This is a genomic window from Chryseobacterium sp. SG20098 (assembly GCF_031844745.1).
In the GTDB taxonomy this organism is placed as follows: Bacteria; Bacteroidota; Bacteroidia; order Flavobacteriales; family Weeksellaceae; genus Chryseobacterium; species Chryseobacterium cucumeris.
The window spans coordinates 2975413-2995525 of sequence record NZ_CP134622.1 but is presented as its reverse complement, the minus strand read 5'-3'; the positions used below and the strand labels follow the sequence as shown (position 1 = coordinate 2995525).

17 protein-coding genes and 1 riboswitch are annotated in these 20113 nt (G+C 36.9%); of the genes, 11 read left to right on the top strand and 6 right to left on the bottom strand.

What is annotated here, in order from left to right; genetic code table 11:
* Positions 1-80: 80 nt before the first annotated feature.
* Together RHP76_RS13685 and RHP76_RS13680 are read left to right on the top strand one after the other, a co-directional pair.
* Complete coding sequence (locus RHP76_RS13685; RefSeq protein WP_062675995.1) at positions 81-1100, top strand: sensor histidine kinase; 1020 nt, start codon at positions 81-83, stop codon at positions 1098-1100.
* Entirely contained in the window at positions 1093-1770 is a 678-nt protein-coding gene (locus RHP76_RS13680) for a LytR/AlgR family response regulator transcription factor (RefSeq protein WP_062675994.1), read from the top strand. The genes RHP76_RS13685 and RHP76_RS13680 overlap by 8 nt, the downstream gene beginning before the upstream one ends.
* Before the next feature lie 145 nt (positions 1771-1915).
* Here RHP76_RS13680 and RHP76_RS13675 read toward each other — a convergent pair whose 3' ends face one another.
* Both RHP76_RS13675 and RHP76_RS13670 read right to left on the bottom strand, forming a co-directional pair.
* Positions 1916-4183 (bottom strand): aconitate hydratase, encoded by a 2268-nt coding sequence (locus RHP76_RS13675; protein WP_120233328.1) that lies wholly within the window; start codon positions 4181-4183, stop codon positions 1916-1918.
* A gap of 315 nt (positions 4184-4498) precedes the next feature.
* The gene (locus RHP76_RS13670; protein ID WP_062675993.1) at positions 4499-7282 is read right to left on the bottom strand and encodes a bifunctional aconitate hydratase 2/2-methylisocitrate dehydratase; all 2784 of its coding nucleotides are present in this window, start codon (positions 7280-7282) and stop codon (positions 4499-4501) included.
* A gap of 287 nt (positions 7283-7569) precedes the next feature.
* On the opposite strand from RHP76_RS13670, the gene RHP76_RS13665 reads away from it, so the two are divergent.
* From RHP76_RS13665 to RHP76_RS13625, 9 genes are all read left to right on the top strand, one after another.
* Positions 7570-8340, top strand: a complete 771-nt coding sequence (locus tag RHP76_RS13665; RefSeq protein WP_288442742.1) for a WG repeat-containing protein — start codon at positions 7570-7572, stop codon at positions 8338-8340.
* 194 nt (positions 8341-8534) lie between these two features.
* Positions 8535-8626: riboswitch (TPP riboswitch) on the top strand.
* A 101-nt stretch (positions 8627-8727) separates the two neighbouring features.
* Entirely contained in the window at positions 8728-10845 is a 2118-nt protein-coding gene (locus tag RHP76_RS13660) for a TonB-dependent receptor (protein WP_277693547.1), read from the top strand.
* 178 nt (positions 10846-11023) lie between these two features.
* The gene (locus RHP76_RS13655) at positions 11024-11776 is read left to right on the top strand and encodes a hypothetical protein (RefSeq protein ID WP_120233234.1); all 753 of its coding nucleotides are present in this window, start codon (positions 11024-11026) and stop codon (positions 11774-11776) included.
* Positions 11764-12306, top strand: a complete 543-nt coding sequence (locus RHP76_RS13650) for an acyl-CoA thioesterase (protein WP_062675990.1) — start codon at positions 11764-11766, stop codon at positions 12304-12306. Before RHP76_RS13655 ends, RHP76_RS13650 begins: the two co-directional genes overlap by 13 nt.
* A 142-nt stretch (positions 12307-12448) precedes the next feature.
* Positions 12449-12652, top strand: a complete 204-nt coding sequence (locus RHP76_RS13645; protein ID WP_311228401.1) for a GxxExxY protein — start codon at positions 12449-12451, stop codon at positions 12650-12652.
* A gap of 45 nt (positions 12653-12697) precedes the next feature.
* A complete protein-coding gene (locus tag RHP76_RS13640) occupies positions 12698-13627 on the top strand; it encodes a 2-hydroxyacid dehydrogenase (protein WP_311228400.1) in 930 nt (309 codons plus the stop codon).
* 171 nt (positions 13628-13798) lie between these two features.
* Complete coding sequence (locus RHP76_RS13635; RefSeq protein WP_123277655.1) at positions 13799-15061, top strand: serine hydrolase domain-containing protein; 1263 nt, start codon at positions 13799-13801, stop codon at positions 15059-15061.
* Between the two features lie 25 nt (positions 15062-15086).
* Complete coding sequence (locus RHP76_RS13630) at positions 15087-16865, top strand: Ig-like domain-containing domain (RefSeq protein WP_311228399.1); 1779 nt, start codon at positions 15087-15089, stop codon at positions 16863-16865.
* A 4-nt stretch (positions 16866-16869) separates the two neighbouring features.
* Complete coding sequence (locus RHP76_RS13625; RefSeq protein ID WP_062675986.1) at positions 16870-17328, top strand: heme-binding domain-containing protein; 459 nt, start codon at positions 16870-16872, stop codon at positions 17326-17328.
* 103 nt (positions 17329-17431) lie between these two features.
* On the opposite strand, the gene RHP76_RS13620 is transcribed toward RHP76_RS13625, so the two are convergent.
* Genes RHP76_RS13620 through RHP76_RS13605 form a run of 4 tightly spaced genes read right to left on the bottom strand, consistent with a single transcriptional unit; the run spans position 17432 to position 20106 of the window.
* Positions 17432-17944: an NUDIX hydrolase gene (locus tag RHP76_RS13620; protein ID WP_311228398.1), complete on the bottom strand. Its 513-nt coding sequence runs from the start codon at positions 17942-17944 to the stop codon at positions 17432-17434.
* Positions 17941-18855, bottom strand: a complete 915-nt coding sequence (xerD, locus tag RHP76_RS13615; protein ID WP_034692523.1) for a site-specific tyrosine recombinase XerD — start codon at positions 18853-18855, stop codon at positions 17941-17943. The genes RHP76_RS13620 and xerD overlap by 4 nt, the downstream gene beginning before the upstream one ends.
* A 6-nt stretch (positions 18856-18861) precedes the next feature.
* Complete coding sequence (locus RHP76_RS13610; protein ID WP_007844123.1) at positions 18862-19284, bottom strand: deoxycytidylate deaminase; 423 nt, start codon at positions 19282-19284, stop codon at positions 18862-18864.
* Positions 19285-19338: 54 nt separating this feature from the next.
* Entirely contained in the window at positions 19339-20106 is a 768-nt protein-coding gene (locus RHP76_RS13605; RefSeq protein ID WP_120233228.1) for an enoyl-CoA hydratase/isomerase family protein, read from the bottom strand.
* Positions 20107-20113: the final 7 nt, after the last annotated feature.

The window sequence follows — 20113 nt, the reverse complement described above, 5'->3', positions numbered from 1 at the left end:
CAAAAAAGTTTCATCGGAAAAAAACAGGTTTTTATCGAAAAGAGTAGATGGAGTATCGCTACAGTGATTTATATTTGAATATGAATAAAAAGCAAATTATCTGGCTTCAGATTTTTTATTGGTGTTTCAATTTTATAGGGAACAACATTACGCCTTATTTCTTTTTCCCTGAGCGAAGGGGATTTGAAACGTATGTGCTGAACTTTACCTATTTTATTACTGAAATCTCTACTTTTTATCTTTTGTATCTTGTTATTATTCCGAAAGTATTAAATCTTGAGAAACTTTATTCTGCAGTTTTAGTTTTTTTAATCTCTATATTAAGCTTTGGTGTCATTCGGTATGGAATAGAAGAAGTACTGCTTCCAATTACTCTTGGATTCAGAAATTATAATAAAGATACCGGACTTTTATATTATTTGACAGATAATATTTACAATGCTTCACTGACGGTTTTCATTGCCGGAATTTTGTGGATCGTGGAGAAATACGGAGTTGCTGAAAATGATAAAAAACAACTTCTCATTGAAAAAAAACAGGCAGAGTTACAGGCACTGAAGACTCAGATCAATCCTCATTTTATTTTTAATTCATTAAATAATATTTACTCTTTGGTGTATCAAAAGTCAGATAAAGCACTTCCGGCCATTGAAGAACTTGGGCAATTGCTAAGATACAGTACCAAAGATCTTGAAAAAGACTCAATTTCTTTGGATAAGGAAATTGGATATATAGACAGTCTGATTGCGCTGGAGAAGCTTAGAATCAGAAATCCTGAACTGTTGAGTATACAAAAGGATATTCAACACCCTCATCTGAAGATCTCACCCATGCTGTTGGTTCCTTTTGTTGAGAATGCCTTTAAACATGGTGATTTTCGTGATAAGGGTTTTGATATGAAAATTTCAGATCATGATAAGGTGCTGCATTTTTATCTTTTAAATTTTAAAACACAGAAAATGAAAGACACCGTTTCTGGAATAGGAATTCAGAATGTAAAAAAAAGACTGGAAATATTGTATCCTAAACACCAGCTTGAGATCAAAGATTCCGAGACGGAATTTATTGTAGACTTAAAAATTGATTTAAGGGATGAATAAGATAAAATGCATCATTGTGGATGATGAGCCGCTGGCCATCTCTCTTCTGGAACATTATGTAGAGAAGATTCCCTTTCTTGAATTGGTATTTTCAACAGAGAATCCTATTCTGGCCTTGGAGTATCTGCAAAAAAATGATTCCGACCTCATCTTTCTTGATATTCAGATGCCTGAGCTTACAGGAATCAATTTTATGAAGATTGTAGGACCTGATCAAAAGTATATTCTGACAACGGCTTATTCAGAGTATGCCTTGGAAGGATATGAGCATAATGTAGTGGATTACCTGCTGAAGCCTATTTCATTTGAAAGATTTCAAAAGAGTGTATTAAAGGCTCAGGAGCGATTTTCTTTTCCACAGGAAGAAAATACCCATTTCTTTGTAAAATCTTCCGGGCAGAGGCATCGTATCGGCTTTCAGACGATTCTTTATATTGAAAGTATAAAAGACTATGTCAATATCCGGACTGAAAATGATGAGTTTATCGTTCTGGATACTCTTAAATCAATGGAAAACCAGCTTCCTGCAACATTTGTTCGGATTCATAAATCTTTCATCGTCAACCTGGATAAAGTCAAAAGTATTGGAGCGAAAAAAGTGATTCTTCCTGAATACGAGATTCCTATTGGAGAAAGTTATAGGGCAGGTCTTTTGGATAGATTAAAGTGATAAAATATCGGGATATTCATTTGAGACAGGTTTCTAAAACCAGTAAGGTTTAGAATATTTAACAAGTTCAGATCTAGTAAGTTGAAATAAAAAAAGACGACTTCAGTTGAAGCCGCCTTTCTATTAATTAATCTAACAATTAATCTTATTTTTCCTGTTGTTTGATCAGATTTAGCGCTGAACCGGCCTTAAACCAATCAATTTGCTGATCATTGTAAGTATGGTTGGCCATAATGATATCTTTAGTTCCATCGGTATGAATGAATTCTAAAGTCAGTTGTTTTCCTGGAGCGAATTGATCAAGATCTAAGAAATTAACAACATCATCTTCCAGGATCTTGTCATAGTCTGCCTCATTAGCGAAAGTAATTCCAAGCATTCCCTGTTTTTTAAGGTTCGTTTCGTGGATTCTCGCGAATGATTTTACCAATACAGCTTTCACACCAAGATGTCTTGGTTCCATGGCTGCGTGTTCTCTGGAAGAACCTTCACCATAGTTCTGGTCTCCTACAACGATTGTCGGGATACCTGCTGCTTTATAAGCTCTTTGTACAGCCGGAACTTCACCGTATTCACCGGTTAATTCATTTTTAACTTTATTGGTTTCCATGTTGTAAGCATTCACTGCTCCAATCAACATGTTGTTTGAAATATTATCCAGGTGACCTCTGTATTTCAGCCATGGTCCAGCCATAGAAATGTGGTCGGTAGTACATTTTCCGAAAGCTTTGATCAATACTCTTGCTCCGGTAATGTTTTTACCATCCCATGCAGGGAATTCTTCCAATAACTGAAGTCTGTCTGAAGTTGGGCTTACATTAACAACAACGCTTGAGCCATCTTCTGATGGTGCCTGATATCCGTTATCATCTACAGCAAATCCTTTTGAAGGAAGTTCGAAACCTCTAGGCTCGTTAAGTTTTACCTGTTCGCCAGCTTCGTTCGTTAAAGTATCAGTAATCGGGTTAAAGTCCAGTCTTCCTGAGATCGCTACAGCAGCTACCATTTCAGGAGAAGCTACAAATGCGTGGGTGTTTGGGTTACCGTCAGCTCTTTTTGCAAAGTTTCTGTTGAAAGAATGGATAATAGAGTTTTTCTCTCCTTTTTCCGCACCTTCTCTGTCCCATTGTCCGATACATGGTCCACAAGCGTTGGTAAAGATTCTTGCGTTTTCAAATTTTCTGAAAGAATCTAAGAATCCGTCTCTTTCCGCTGTAAATTTCACCTGCTCAGAACCAGGGTTGATTCCTAAGATTGCTTTAGGTTTTACCCCTTTTGACACTGCATCCTCTACAATGGATGCAGCTCTTGATAAATCTTCATAAGAAGAGTTGGTACAAGAACCGATAAGCGCCCATTCCACTTCTAACGGCCATCCGTTAGCTTCAGCTTTAGCTCTGAATTCAGCAACAGGAGTCGCTAAGTCCGGAGTGAAAGGTCCGTTTAAGTGAGGAGTCAGTTCAGAAAGGTTGATTTCTATTAATTGATCGAAATATTGTTCAGGGTTAGCATATACTTCAGCATCACCTGTTAAGTGCTCTGCAATTTTATCAGCGGCATCTACTACGTCCTGTCTTCCTGTAGCGGAAAGATATCTTCTCATAGAATCATCATATCCGAAAGTAGACGTGGTAGCCCCGATTTCAGCACCCATGTTACAGATCGTACCTTTACCCGTTGCGGAAAGAGATTCTGCACCTTCACCGAAATATTCCACGATACAGCCTGTACCTCCCTTTACGGTAAGAATTCCGGCAACTTTTAAGATCACGTCTTTTGCAGAAGTCCATCCATTCATTTTACCGGTTAATTTTACCCCGATAAGTTTAGGCATTTTAAGCTCCCAGGCCATTCCTGCCATTACGTCTACTGCATCAGCACCTCCTACACCAATAGCTACCATTCCCAATCCGCCGGCGTTTACCGTATGCGAGTCGGTACCAATCATCATTCCTCCAGGGAAGGCATAATTTTCCAGTACAACCTGGTGAATGATACCTGCTCCCGGTTTCCAGAATCCGATTCCGTATTTATCACATACAGAGCTTAAGAAGTTGAATACTTCGGAGTTTTTGTTGATCCCTTCCTGTAAGTCTTTATCAGCACCTACTTTAGCCTGGATAAGGTGATCCGCGTGAGCAGTAGAAGGAACAGCCACTTTAGCTTTTCCTGCCTGCATAAACTGTAAAAGTGCCATCTGTGCGGTAGCATCCTGCATCGCTACTCTGTCCGGTGCAAAGTCCACATAAGAGTTTCCTCGTTCATACGCTTGTGTAGCATTTCCTTCCCAAAGGTGGGTGTAAAGGATTTTTTCTGAAAGGGTAAGAGGTTTTCCCACGATTTGTCTTGCTGCTGCAATTCTTTCAGGGTAACGTTCGTACACCTTTTTGATCATATCAATATCAAAAGTCATATCGTATTTTAGTTTTGTTCTTGTTCCGTTAATGCTTCTTTTCCCTGTGTTGAAAAAGAAAATCACTTATCTATGCATCAAAAAACGTTCCTATAATCCATAAACAGGGTGTTTTTGATTCTGAAATCAATAGATTTTATAACTTTCAATTTAAGAAAAATTAGAATTTATTTTCCAGCTTTTATCGAAAAAAAAACGTAATTATCTTAAAATAGAAACGTTCTAAACAAAAAATTGGAAGATTTTAAATCCTTAAGGACTAAAATCTTGCAATAATATAGTTATTCAGTAGTCTTGCGACTTATTATCAATCTCTTAGTGAGCGCTTGTACTTGTTAATTCTTTAATAGAAGGAACGAAAGTAGTAAGGTCGATTCCTTCCACTGCAGCTTTGTACTCATCAATGCTAGGAATTCTTCCGATAATCGCAGAAAGAACAACAACCGGAGTTGAAGCAAGCAGAGATTCTCCTTTTTTACGTTCAGAATCTTCCACTACTCTTCCCTGGAAAAGACGGGTAGATGTTGCTAAAACAGTATCTCCTTTAGCTGCTTTTTCCTGGTTACCCATACAAAGGTTACATCCAGGACGCTCAAGGTACATTACGTTTTTATATTCAACACGGGCCTCTCCTTTTGGAGCGTTATCATCAAATTCAAAAGCTGAATATTTTTCTAATAATTCCCAGTCTCCTTCTGCCTTTAATTCATCAATGATGTTGTAAGTAGGGGCTGCTACTACAAGAGGAGCACTGAATTCTACCTTACCTTGTTGCTTTTCAATGTTTCTAAGCATTTGAGAAACAATCTTAAGGTCTCCTTTGTGAACCATACAAGATCCTACGAAACCAAGGTCTACTTTTTTCTCACCACCATAGTAAGAAAGATCTCTGATGGTATCGTGAGTATATCTCTTGGATACATCATCATTGTTTACATCCGGGTCAGCAATCATTGGCTCGACAATTACGTCAAGATCTACAACTACTTCAGCGTAATATTTAGCATTTGAATCCGGAGTTAAAGCAGGTTTTTCTCCTGATCTGATCTCTTCAATTCTCTTATTTGCTTTGTCAATTAATCCCTGAAGAACTTTGTTGTGGTTATCCATACCCTTATCGATCATGATCTGGATTCTGCCTTTTGCAATTTCCAGTGATTCGATCAAAGTATTATCTTCAGAAATGTTGATAGAAGCTTTTGCTTTCATTTCAGCAGTCCAGTCTGTAAAGGTAAATGCCTGGTCAGCAGGAAGTGTTCCGATGTGAACTTCAATGATTCTACCCTGGAATACGTTTTCTCCTCCAAACTGCTTCAACATCTGAGCCTGTGTAGCATGAACCACATCACGGAAATCCATGTGTTCTTTCATGTTTCCTTTGAAGGTTACTTTTACAGATTCCGGAATTGGCATTGATGCTTCACCTGTAGCCAAAGCAAGAGCCACAGTTCCTGAGTCTGCTCCGAAAGCTACTCCTTTGGACATTCTTGTGTGAGAGTCACCACCAATGATGATGGCCCACTCGTCAACAGTGATGTCATTAAGAACTTTGTGGATAACGTCAGTCATGGCGTGGTATTCACCTTTCGGGTCACGGGCTGTAATCAGTCCAAACTCGTTCATGAATTTCATCAGCTTAGGAATGTTAGCCTGAGCTTTTTTATCCCAAACCGAAGCGGTGTGACATCCCGACTGGTAAGCTCCGTCTACAGTAGGAGAGATTACAGTTGCGGCCATAGATTCAAGCTCCTGAGCAGTCATAAGCCCTGTGGTATCCTGTGAACCTACAATATTCACTTTGACACGAACGTCTGATCCGGCGTGCAGAACTTTTCCTGGGGTAGTTCCCACAGCATTTCTGTTGAAAATCTTTTCTACAGCAGTAAGTCCCTGTCCTTCATGAGAAATTTCTTTTGAAGGAGCAAAAACCGTCGGCGCTTCAATACCTAAAACCTGAGCAGCAAATGTCTGTAGTTTTTTACCAAATACGACCGCGTAAGATCCTCCTGCTCTGATGAATTCCATCTTTTGCGGAGTGAAAGATTTGGTAAGGTCGATCAGTTCCTGGTCGCCGTTATATAATTTCTTTTCTTTTGTATTGATTGTTAAAACAGTTCCTGTTGCTACTGAATATGCTTCTTCAAGAACAATGTCACCGTTTTCATTACGAACCGGGTTTCCGTTTTCGTCAACTTTCTTTACCCAGTTTTTAAGGTCAATACCGATACCTCCGGTAACGTCTACTGTGGTAAGGAAGATCGGAGAAATACCGTTTGTTCCTCCTACAATAGGAGCAATGTTAACGAATGGTACATATGGGCTGGCCTGTTTTCCTGTCCAAAGAGCCACGTTGTTTACTCCGGACATTCTGGATGATCCAACACCCATTGTTCCTTTTTCAGCGATCAGCATAACGCTTGCATCAGGATGCTTTGCCTGTAAAGCTTTGATTTCTTCCTGAGCTTCAGGAGTGATCATACATTTTCCATGAAGTTCACGGTCTGATCTTGAGTGAGCCTGATTACCCGGAGAAAGTAAATCTGTAGAAATATCTCCTTCACCAGCAATATAAGTAACTACTTTAATTTCTTCAGCAACTTCAGGAAGTTTAGTGAAGAATTCAGCTTTTGCGTAGCTTTCAAGGATTTCTTTTGCAATTTCGTTTCCGCTGTTGAATGCTTCTTTCAGACGGTTCGTATCTGCTTCATAAAGGAAAACCTGAGTTTTAAGAACGTTGGCAGCTTCTTTGGCAATAGCTGCATCATTACCTAAAGCAAGGTCCAGCAGCACCTCAATAGAAGGTCCGCCTTTCATATGAGATAATAATTCAAAGGCAAATGCCGGGGAAATTTCTTCTACTACGGATTCACCCAGAATAATTTCTTTTAAAAATTTTGCTTTTACTCCCGCTGCACTTGTTGTTCCGGGTAGTGTGTTATAAATGAAAAATTTAAGAGAGTCCGGTCGGTCAGCATTACCTGAATCTTTAATTTGTGCAATGATTTCGCTTAGTAATTCAGCACCATCAATTGGCTTTGGATGAAGCCCCTGGGTTTTTCTTTCTTCAATCTCTTTGATGTAATCCTTATAAATACTCATAATAGAAGGTCTTTCAAAATTAAAGGTAGGCCTGCTTTTTCTTTACCGGGGTGTATAAATACAATTAATGACATTTTGAGTTCTCGCATTTTGATGCAACATTAACCGAATAAAGTCAGCATAATCTACACTTTTTCAAAAGTTTTTTAAAATTATCAAACATTTCAAAATGTTCCCAAAATTACGAAATTTTACAATTTTATAAGAATGAAATTATTTAGATTCTTTATAAATATGAATTTTATAATATCTATTTTTGGTCGTATTTTTGTAATCAAATGGAGAATATGAAAAATATCCTGAATGTTTTATGTGTTTTTATTTCGATTTTCGTTTTCTCACAGACCCGATCTGTGAAGAAAATCCCTGCGAAGAAAGGACCGAAAACCACGGCTAAAAAAGCAGCTTCAGCCAGCAAACCTAATGCTGACCTGGTGGTGATCAACAAAGATCTTCCTGTTTTGATTCCTAAGAAAAAAGGAGATCAGTTCGGGTATGTCAATCAGAACGGGAAATTTATTATCCAGCCGGAATATCATATTGCCGTATTTTTTTATGAAGACTGCAACCTTCTGAATTCTCCTAATGAAAAAGTGAGAAAATTTGGAACAAAAGACTATGCTACGGTGGAGAAAAATATGATTTCTTACCGTATAGATAAGTCCGGGAAGAGAGTCTATCAGTTTAAAGATACCGATTTTGGAAAATGTAAATTTGAAGAATATAAACAACAGTTATTCCAGGCTTATATCCTTAATGGTTTTTACGGAATCATTGAAAAATCAAAATTTGTAAATGCCGCAGATTACAGACAATATCAGATCTATCCTCAATATCAGTATCTGTTCATTCTTGAAGGGGATGATGTAGCTAATCCAATGATTGTTGCTTCCAATAATGATAAATTTGGAATCATTGATGTTAACAATAAAGTTATTATTCCGTTTGAATATTCCAATATTAAAAGAAACTTCAGCTGGAAACTCGGTAAGATGTTTGAAGTGACAAAAGATGGTTCCAATTACTATTACATAGACACCAACAACAAAACTTACTAAATAATTATAGATGATGAATGATGAATGATGAATGATGAATGATGAATGATAAATGATGAATGATTCATTTGATAACTCCTATTTTTCATAGTGTTTTTTCCATTCTGTAACTATTTATTTACCACGTAATCTGATATTCAGAAGCCCACATCTCGTAACCCGATCGCAGTTCATATATTTTTTGTAATTTTGCGGCTGAAATAAAGGGGTGCTTTAACAGGCTGAGATTATACCCAATGAACCTGGAACAGGTAATGCTGTTTAGGGAATTGAAAATGTACCAATGAAACAGTATAACAATATACCAATTGCTAGACTGTTAAATTAATAAAATTGTTACATTATTGCTCAACCCCTTTTATTCATTAAATATTAAAGATTTATAGAATGAAAGGATTATTTTTTTTAGGGCTTAGTGTAGGCTCAGTAGCTTTTATACAGGCTCAGAATAAAGATTCCCTAAAGGTGAGGGAAATTGAAGCAGTCAACTTTACCAAAAGGCTTCCGGTAGCAAAGGAAATCATCAATGTACAGAAAGATCTGGACAGTAAGAATCTGGGACAGGATCTTCCTATTCTTTTGAAAAATCAAACTTCCATTATTTCGACGTCAGATGCCGGAAACGGAGTAGGATATACCGGTTTCAGAATCCGTGGTGTTTCAGGAAGTGCCATCAATGTTATGATGAACGGTGTTCCATACAACGACTCTGAAAGTCAGGGAACCTTTTTTGTCAACGTTCCGGATTTGACAAGTTCTGCCTCACAGATTGTCATTCAGAGAGGAGTAGGAACTTCCAATAACGGGGTTTCTGCCTTCGGAGCAAGTATTAACGTACTTTCTAAGGATCCTGAAGAGAAATTTTATTTTAAAACGGATGACAGCTACGGATCATTTAATACTTATAAATATTCAGCAGAAATTGGCTCAGGGAAATTCTGGAAAAACCGACTTTCTGTGATGGGAAGATATACTCATATTCATTCTGACGGATACATCGACAGAGCTTCATCCAACTTACATTCTTATAATTTCACTGCCTTATTTGAAGAAGGAAACACGAAATTACGTTTAATGGCTTTTGGTGGAAAAGAGAAAACGTATCAGGCATGGAACGGGATTGATCGTAAAACCTGGGAGACTGATCCCAAATTCAATATTTCAGGGGCCATTTATGATGCCAACTGGGAGAATATTGTAAGTTTCTATGATAATGAAACGGATAACTACAGACAGAACCATTATCAGTTGCTTTGGGAACAGAAATTCAACGACCGCTGGAATCTGGAAACCACGTTCCACTATACAAAAGGAAAGGGATATTATGAAAACTACAAGCAGGGAGATCCTTTTTCAAGATATAACCTTCCCAATATAACAGAAGGAGGAGAAACGATAAAAGCTTCAGACTTTATCAGAAAAAAATGGCTGAATAACGATTTCTACGGAATGGTTTCTACATTGTACGGAAAGTTTGAAAATTTAGATTTGAACTTTGGTGCTGTGGTCAATCAGTATTACGGAAGACACTATGGAAATGTAACAGGAGTATTTTTTCCTCAGATTGATGAAAGTGAATATTACAGAAATCGCTCTGTAAAGAATGAGGTGTCTGGTTTTGCAAAAGCTTTATTAAGATTGAATAATTTTGAATTCTTTGGTGATTTGCAGCTCAGAAAAATCAATTACAACACAAAGATTCTGACGGCTGGTGATGGTGAAGGAGCAGATTTAAGTAAAAACTGGCTGTTTTTTAATCCAAAAGCTGGAGTAAATTACAGAATTGACGGAGGTAAAATATTCCTTTCTTACGCCCACGCCCATCGTGAACCCAACAGAGACGATCTGATGGCTAATAATGATGTAAAAGCAGAAAAGCTTCACGATATTGAAGCCGGTTTTGAAAAACAGTTCGGAATCGTTTCTTTTACTGCGAATGTGTATTATATGTATTATGTGAACCAATTGGTTCTGAACGGAGAACTGAATAACGTAGGGGCATTTATCAGAACAAATTCAGGGAAGAGCTACAGAAGAGGTATTGAGGTTGGTGCTTTGGCAAAACTATCCAAACAATGGGAGGTTTCCGGTAACGTAACATTAAGCCAGAACAGAAATCAGGATTTTAATATTCAGAATGGTGATGTTCCTAAAAGCCTTGGAAATACTCAGATTTCATTTTCTCCAAATGTTATAGCCAATTTAGGCTTGAAATTCAATCCTACAAAAAATTTCCAGTTTGCTTTAATGAATCAGTATGTAGGAAAACAATATCTGGATAATACCGAAGATGCCAATCTGCAGCTTAAAGATTATTTCCTTACAGATTTCAATGCTCAGTACCAGTTTAAAATTGCCAATAATGAAATTGCATTGAAGTTATTGGTGAATAACCTGTTCAATAAGAAATATGTGAATAACGGATCTGTTTATGATGGGCAGCCTTATTATTTTTCTCAGGCAGGAACGAATTTTATGTTTGGAGTGAGCTGGAAAATTCAGTAATTGACAAATCGGCCTTTTTGCTTTTTAACAGTTTTGACCTTTTTAAGCTTAAAAAAAGCAGTTTGAATAACAGTATATCTGTTTTACTACAGAATAAGTAAAAGACTGTTTCGGCAGTCTTTTTTATATCCATTAAATATTACAAAAAGTCACGAAAAAGTTATAAATTTGCTGCCAAATGAATATTTCAGCATATATTTTAGAATACTTAAAACAATTTGGAACTGCCACAGTTCCAGGCTTTGGGGTGTTTTCACTGAAAAATTCTAAGGCAATTATTAATTCTGAAAACGGAAGCATTCTGCCTCCGGCCAGTCAGATTGAGTTTACAATAGATTACGAAGTACAGACTGAAGATCTTGCTGCTTTTATTGCAGAACAAAAACAAATGTCTCTGGAAGCTTCAAAAAGTGATCTTAAAATTCAGACTGATTTTTGGAAGAAAAAACTTCAGGCCGAACAGGTTCTTGAAATTCAAAACCTTGGAACAGTCTTCATTGAAGAAGGACACACTCATTTCAAGGGAAAAAGAATAGAATCCGGACGTCCGGACTTTTACGGATTGGAAGAAATCAGATTCTCAGATATCAATAACGGGGAAAAAGTGAATACCACAGTGAATCGCGAAAAGGATTTTAAATTCAAAAAAACAATTCTTTGGATTTTCCTTCTGGTTATTCCGGTTCTTGGGATTTTATACCTGGCGTTTAGCCAACAGGAACTTCTTTTTGGAAAAAAATCTTTCAATAATGTTTCTGTACAGACTTCCACCCATAGAATTGTAAAAGATACGGTGAAAGTAATGGTACATACCCCGGAAACATCCGTTTCAGATTCTTTGAAAAAAGATTCATTAGTAAAACCCGCCGGAAAAGTAAAACAATCTGCCCCGGCTGTCTCAAACAACACTAAGACTAGATGGCAAAAATAAAAAAAGCGTCAGAATCTCTGACTATTATGACCAATATCGTTCTTCCGAACGAAACCAATTCTCTAAGAAACCTTTTCGGTGGTGAACTTTTAGCAAAAATGGACCGTTGTGCGTCTATTTCTGCAGCAAGACACTGCGAAAGAAGAGTAGTTACAGCTTCTGTAAACCACGTATCTTTCAACCATCCGATTCCGGAAGGAGGAGTTGTGGTGCTTGAATCTAAAGTTTCCAGAGCATTTTCCACTTCCATGGAAGTGTATGTAGATGTATGGTTGGATGATCCTATCAATCAGAAAAAAGTTCATACGAATGCCGGGATTTATACTTTCGTTGCAGTAGATGAATTCAACCGTCCAATTCCTATTCCGGAAATGATTCCTGAAACAGAGGAAGAAAAAGAAAGATTTGCCGCAGCATTCCGTAGAAAAGAACTTTCATTGATCCTTTCCGGAAGAATGAAGCCTTTGGAGTCTGTAGAGCTTAAAAAACTATTCCAGGAACCGCAGGAGTCTAAGAAAGACAAGAAATAAAACACAAAAAACACAAATGACTGGCACAAATTTTCACAAATGGTTTGTGCTCAGTCAGATGAAAAAAAATAAGCAAAATGGATATTTCAGAAAATGATATATCAAAAAATAGTCTACGAAGCAGGGTTATGATGAGGTTAAAATGGAGGTTGGTTATAGACTTGACTTTTTGATTGAAAAAAAATTTGTGCTGGAAATAAAATCCATTGAATCATTACAAGATATTCATCTAGCGCAAATACTTACCTACCCTCGCCTCAGTAATTGCAAACTTGGGATGTTGATCAACTTCAATACACTTCAGTTTAAAAATGTAGTTAAGAGAGTAATTAGCGGTACTTTATAATTTGTGCTATTTGTGAAATAAATTAGTGTCATTTGTGTTTAAACTATGAAAATACTTCTTTTAGATAAAAACCATCCTCTCATCACTGAACAGCTTTTGGCTCAGAATTTTATTTTAGAAGAGGATTTTACATCGTCTTATGATGAGGTTTGTGATAAAATTGAGAACTATGACGGAATTATTATCAGAAGCCGTATTCCACTAGACAAAAACTTTCTGGAAAAAGGAAAGAATCTGAAGTTCATTGCCAGAGTAGGAGCCGGAATGGAAAATATTGATATACCTGTTGCTGAAAAACTGGGAATTCAATTGATCAATTCTCCTGAAGGAAACAGAGATTCTGTGGCTGAGCATGTAGTGGGAATGCTTCTGGTGATCATGAACAGACTTTTTATTGCTTCTCAGGAAGTGAAAAACGGGATCTGGAAACGTGAAGAAAACAGAGGAGATGAGCTGTTGGGGAAAACAGTAGGATTAATTGGATATGGTAATATGGGAAAAGCTACTGCAAAAAGACTTTCAGGGTTTGGATGTAAAGTGATTTTCCATGATATTCTTCCTGATCTTTCTGATGAATATGCAGTACAGGTTTCATTGGATGAATTGAAGCAGTCTGCAGAGATTGTGAGCTTACACATTCCTTTAACTGCGGAAACCCATTATCTTATAGATGAAACATTCATTGCAGAAATGAAAAAGCAATTTTATTTTGTGAATACTGCAAGAGGAAAGAATGTTGAAACTAAAAGTTTAGTACAAGCATTGAAATCAGGAAAAGTGAAAGGTGCTTGTCTGGATGTTTTGGAATATGAAAAGTCTTCTTTTGAGAACATTGAATCAGAAAATGAAGATCTGAAATATCTTCTTGAATCAGAGAAAGCTATTGTCACACCCCATATTGCCGGATGGACCCATCAAAGTAAAGAAAAACTGGCTCAGTTTATTGTAGATAAAATTGTGGCTTCACATTGTTAAGATATTTAAAAAAATAAAATATAAAAGGCGGATATACAAAAAGTAAATCCGCCTTTTTACCCTTTAACATTTTACTTTTCTATTTCACTTATGTTAAATAATTCATAATATCCACCTCATATTTATTATTTATTTTGAGTTTTATTAAATTGCCACTCATTTTTGAATCACATGACGACGCGTAATTTTGTACTTATTTTAACTGTTCTATTATCAATATTTTCCTGTAAAAAAAAGTCTGAAGCCAAAGAAGTTTCGGCTGAAAATACAACCAATCTGCCCAACTATGGAAATGTAGATCTGAGTGATATTTTTACAAAGGGTGACGGACAGCTTTTGAACAGACAAACTACCGTAAGTTATATAGATCAGTATTACAAAAAAATATGGGAAGGAGGAGACCTTAGTGGTGGAATTCTTGTTGCCAAAGGTGATGAAATCCTGTATGAAAATTACAGAGGTTTCGGAAGAGAAGGAAACCAAATGCCAATCGATAAAAATACACCTTTGCACGTTGCTTCAGTTTCAAAGACTTTAACGGCAATGGCTATGATGAAGCTTATAGAGGCCGGAAAAATAAAATTAACGGATCACCTTACGCAGTTTTTTCCAGGATTTCCCTATCCGAATGTTACCGTTCAGACTTTATTGGATCAAAGAAGCGGTCTTCCAAAATATGAATATTTTATTACCAAGATACAACCTGCTCCGGCAGAACTTTCCAAGCCTTTTATTACCAACGAAGATGTATTGAATATGATCATCAAATATAAACCTGATCTGGCAAGAGATACGGATACAGGATTTATGTATTGCAACACGAATTTTGCTTTATTGGCTTTATTAATTGAGAAAGTGACTAAAACTCCTTTCCCTCAGGCGATGAAAGAAATGGTTTTCACACCATTGAAAATGAATAACACGTACATCTTCCAGGAAAAAGATATTCCTACAGCTTCGCAGTCTTTCTATTATGGAGGAAATAAGTTGTATCCTTTAGACAGACTTGATCTGATTTACGGAGATAAAAATGTGTACACTACACCAAGAGATTTGTACAACTTCTCAAAAGCAATGTTTTCGAAAAATTTCCTGAAACCGGAACTGATGCAGATGGTATTTACTCCTTACAGCAATGAGAAAGCAGGAATGAATAATTATGGGTTAGGATTCAGAATGAAAATATTCGATAATGGCGAGAAGCTGACCTATCACAACGGATGGTGGCATGGCACCAACTCGGTATTTGCCCATCTTTTAAAATCTAAGGTTACCATTGTAGCTATTGGAAATAAATATTCAAACAAAGTATATACAGCTCTTGCATTATCAGGATTATTTGAAGATTTCCCTTTACAGAAAGAGAAACTTCATACGGTGATGCATGACAATAAAGATACTTTAAATTCCGGACAGGAAGTTTTTGGAGAATAATGTTTACTTTTGCCTAAACATTTTCATGAAAAGGTTTCTTTTATTATTCGTTATCTGTTTTCTTGTACATTCATGTGCAAGAGTAGGATCTCCTGTTGGAGGGCCTAAAGATACTCTGGCACCGAAATTTTTAAGTTCAAACATTGATACAACAAGAATTAATGTCAAAAGAGATATTCACCAGCTCCGTCTGGATTTTGATGAATATGTGACGTTGAAGGATATCAATAAAAACCTGATTATTTCACCTCCCATAAAAGGGATAACGAGGATTCTTCCGTCCAATATTGCCAACAAATTTGTTCTGATTCAGTGGTCAGATACCCTTCAGGCTAATACAACGTATAATTTCAATTTTGGAAACTCAATTGTTGATAATAACGAATCCAATATACTAAGATATTTCAATTTTGCTTTTTCTACAGGAGATAAATTGGACGATCTTTATATCAGCGGTGAAGTGAAGGATGCTCTCAATACTAAAAAGAAAGAAGGAACTATAGCAGAAAATAAACTTGTGGTAGGATTGTATCAGCTAAAAGATACAATGGATTACAAGAAAAAACCTTACTATATCACAAAGGTAGATGAAGACGGATATTACGAATTAAACTATCTGACTCCTGGGAAATATAAAATTATTGCTTTTGAAGACGAGAATGGAAATTCTATGTATGATCCGGGTAAAGAAAAAGTAGGTTTCCAGAAAGATCCCATCAATTTTGAGAAATCCATTTCAGGATTAAACTTAAAGGTATACCCTTCCAAAAAACCGGTGAAGTATGTAGAAATGAAAGAGATAGCCGGAGGAGTTCTGATGACCTTTGAAGGAAATCCTGATGAAGTAAAAGTACAGTCGCTGAACGAGAAATTAAAGGATGTCAAGATAACACACAATCCGAAATCAGACTCGGTGAGAATCTGGTTTGATGCTGTAAAGGATAATGTGGGGCAGGAAGCAAATGAAAAGCTGATCTTCACCCATAATAAAGGTCCGAAAAAAGACAGTGCCTACAGTGTTTCTTTATTTTACAGATATAATAAGAAGAATGCTATGGATGTCTTTAGTGATAACGACGGAACCTCTATCGCTCCAAAGGCAGATTTAAAAATTGCATCAAACTATATTGTTGATAAAATTGATCCTTCAAAATGGACTTTAAGAGCCAAAGGAGACAGTTTAACAACTTTACCATTTACTGCGAGAATTTCAGAAACAAATCCTTATCAGATTCAGGTTCAGTCAGATTTTGTAATGGGGAAAAGTTATGAGCTTACCGTACCTAAAGAAACCGTATCCTCTTTCTATGCAAAAAATACTCAGTCTAAGCGTTTCGATTTTGATGTTGACAAGATAGACCAGTTTGGAAGTGTTGAATTCTCCATTTCTAATGCACCTACGACAAATTATTGGATTCAGCTGCTGGATTCTTCAGATAAAATTGCTTATCAGAGATATATAAAAGGAGACAAAGTAAAATTTGATATCCTGAAACCTGGAGAATATATTGTGAGAATTCTGGTAGATAATAACGGGAATAAATATTGGGATGAAGCAGATTTTGCAAATGATGTTTTTGCTGAAGATGCCTATGTTTTCTATAAAAAAGTGATCATTAGAGGTCTATGGGAAACAAGAGAAGAGTGGGATTTGAAGGATACCAGAACACTTGATAATCCTAAAGGAGCTACGCCCGCTGTAGCAATTCCTGTAGTGGAAACACCACCAGCTGCGACTGAAGTGAAACAGGAAGCTAAAAAAGAATTAAAATCTCAAAATGCTGTTTTAACGCCAGTAAAGTAAGTTGATGAAGATCGCTAAGAAAATAATATTCTGGACATTGGTGGCGTTTGCCCTGATTCAGTTCTTTCCTATCGATAGAACCAATCAGCCTGTGGATACGAAGGTAAACTTTGTTGATGCAAGGAAATCACCGGAAAAGATCAGAACGCTGCTTAAAAATGCATGCTATGACTGTCATTCCAATGAAACGGTTTATCCGAAATATGCTTTTATTGCTCCCGTTTCATGGTCTGTGAAGAGTCACGTGAATGAAGGTCGCGAACATCTTAATTTTTCTGTCTGGGGAACATATAATAAGGATCTGAAGGAAAATATGCTGACTAAATCCGTTCAGACCATTCAGAACAAAACAATGCCGATGCCGGGTTATATTGTTTATCATAAAGAAGCCAATCTTTCAGAAGCGGAAAGAGCATTGCTGATTCAGTATTTTGAAGAAATGCTGAAGACTAAAACCTACTAGTTTCTATCATAGAAAACTCCCGCAGATTTTACAAACTAAGCAGATTATTTAAAACAAATATCTGTCCGGTCTGTAAAATCTGCGGGAGAATATTTTACAAAAATTATTTCTTTATATAGCTCTCAAAAAATCTCTTCTGAGAATCGAAAGCGATATCTTCAAAATCCAGATCCTGTAAAGGAATCCAGACTGCTTCTGAGATTTCAGAGAGTTCAAGACTTACCTCAAATTTTTCCGGAACATTGTATTCATAAAAGAGATCGATCGTATTATAATCAATTTCCTTGTATTGATAGATGTTAGGAAGGCTGGTAAGGTATTTCAGGTTCGAAATATTGATGTCAAGCTGAAGTTCTTCAAAAAGTTCTCTTTTACAGGTTTCCTCTGCACTTTCTTTAGGGTCGACAAATCCTCCTGCAAGATCGAGCTTCCCTTTTTTAGGATCTCTGTTTCTTCTGGTAAGATAAATTTCGTCTCCACATCTGATGACAACTGCTACCGCACCTGCCACATTATTATACAGAGTAAAACCACATTCCGGACAGCTCCATTTCTTTTCACCATCCCAGTGTAAGGACTCCTTGCCACAGCTTGGGCAATATTTCAATAGTTTCATTGAGCAATATTAATATTTCTCGGGTGATAACTCAAAATAACATCCCTTAATTCTTCCGTTTTCAGATGCGTATAGATCTCCGTTGTGGTAATACTTGAGTGTCCCAGCATTTCCTGGATATAACGTAAATCTGCCCCATTCTGTAACAAATGGGTTGCAAATGAATGTCTGAATGTATGTGGTGATATTTTTTTGTTAACCCCTGCTTTATCTGTAAGTTCTTTAATAATAAGAAATACGATTACTCTGGACATAGAAGTCCCACGGCTGTTTAAGAACAGAGTATCTTCATATTTCTTATTGACTTTTCCTTTAGAACGCACCTCTTTGATATAACTTTCAAGCAAATCAGCCGTATAATCAGCTAAAGGAACAAAGCGGGTTTTATTTCCTTTTCCGTGTACCTTGATATATTGCTCTTTGAAATTGATATTGGAGATCTTCAGATCGATCAGTTCAGAAACACGAAGTCCGCATCCATATAGTACCTCTATGATGCAGTGGTTTCTTTTTCCAAGATCTGTATTGACCTCAATAGCAGCAATAATTTTGTTGATATCAGGCAGGCTTAAAGTATCAGGTAGATATAGTCCCAGTTTAGGGCCTTCAAGTAACGCCGCAGGATTGTCTTCACGATATTCATCCTCCAGCAGAAATTTGAAGAAAGCTTTGATGGAAGATATCCATCTTGCCTGTGATCTCTCACTGAATTTCTGTTTGGAAAGATTGAAAATGTATTCCTGCAGGTTTTCGTAACCGATGGAGTCTGGACCGACGTTTTCCAGATCCTCTTCTGCGTAATCTTTTAATTTCTTAATGTCCCGAACGTAAGCGTCGAGCGTGTTTTCTGAAAAATTTCTTTCGAAACGAAGAAATATTTCAAAATCTTTGATCTTTTCATCCCAAGTCATTTGTGCTTATTTTTTTAGTTCACAGTCCGATATTTGTTCTATTTCAATATTATGGTTTCTCAGGAACGATATTCCATCGTCATCCGAATACTCATTAATGTACACCAGTCTCGTAATCCCTGCCTGCAGAATCAGCTTGCTGCATTCTTTACAGGGAGACAGCGTTAAATATAACGTTGCTCCTTTTGCAGATTGGGTAGAGGCAGCCAGCTTTAATATAGCATTGGCTTCCGCATGCAATACGTACCAGTGTGTTTTTCCATCTTCATCTTCACAGCAGTTTTCGAATCCCGAAGGAGTCCCGTTGTAACCATCTGAAATAATCATCCTATCTTTTACGATAAGAGCTCCCACCTGTTTTCTCTTACAGTAGGAGAGTTTTGCCCATTCCTGAGCCATTTTTAGATAAGCTTTATCAAACTTATTCATACCGCAGCATTGTTTTTTTTCGAAATAATTTGGATTAAAATCTTTTAGAAAGATTTAGAAGTTAGGCTTTCTCTTCTCTAGAAACGCAGTAACTCCTTCTTTCTTATCTTCCATTTCAAAAAGTTCTCCGAAATATTTGATTTCAGTTTCAAAACCTTTTTCCCTATCCGATAAATTCACGGCATTGATAGCCTTCGATATTGCCATTGGTGAATTGTAGGCAATCGTGTTTGCTAATTCTTTCGTTTTGGTTAATAATTCTTCAATAGGGTATACTTCATTCACCAGTCCGATCTCTTTTGCTTTTTGAGCAGGGATCATTTTGGCAGAGAAGATCATTTCATTGGCAATACCTTTTCCTACAAGCTTTGGAAGCCTCTGAGTTCCTCCGTATCCTGGAATCAATCCAAGTGTTACTTCAGGAAGTCCTAATCTGGCGTTTTCCGATGCATATCTGATGTGGCAGGCCATGGCAAGCTCCAAACCTCCGCCTAATGCAAAACCGTTTACGGCTGCAATGACAGGTTTAGACATATTTTCAATCTTGTTGAACAATGTATTTTGTCCGTTTCTTGCAAGTTCTTCAGCTTTTTCCTGTCCGAATTCACTGAATTCCTTGATATCAGCTCCTGCTACAAAAGATTTTTCTCCACTTCCGGTAAGGATAATGACTCTACATGAAGTGTCAGCGTTAAGCTCATCCAGTGCGGTACTGATTTCCTGAATTGTTTTGGCATTTAAAGCATTTAAACTCTCAGGTCTGTTTATGGTAATAATAGATAATTTATCTTCTTTTTTTAATAATATGTTCTCGTAACTCATTTTTCCA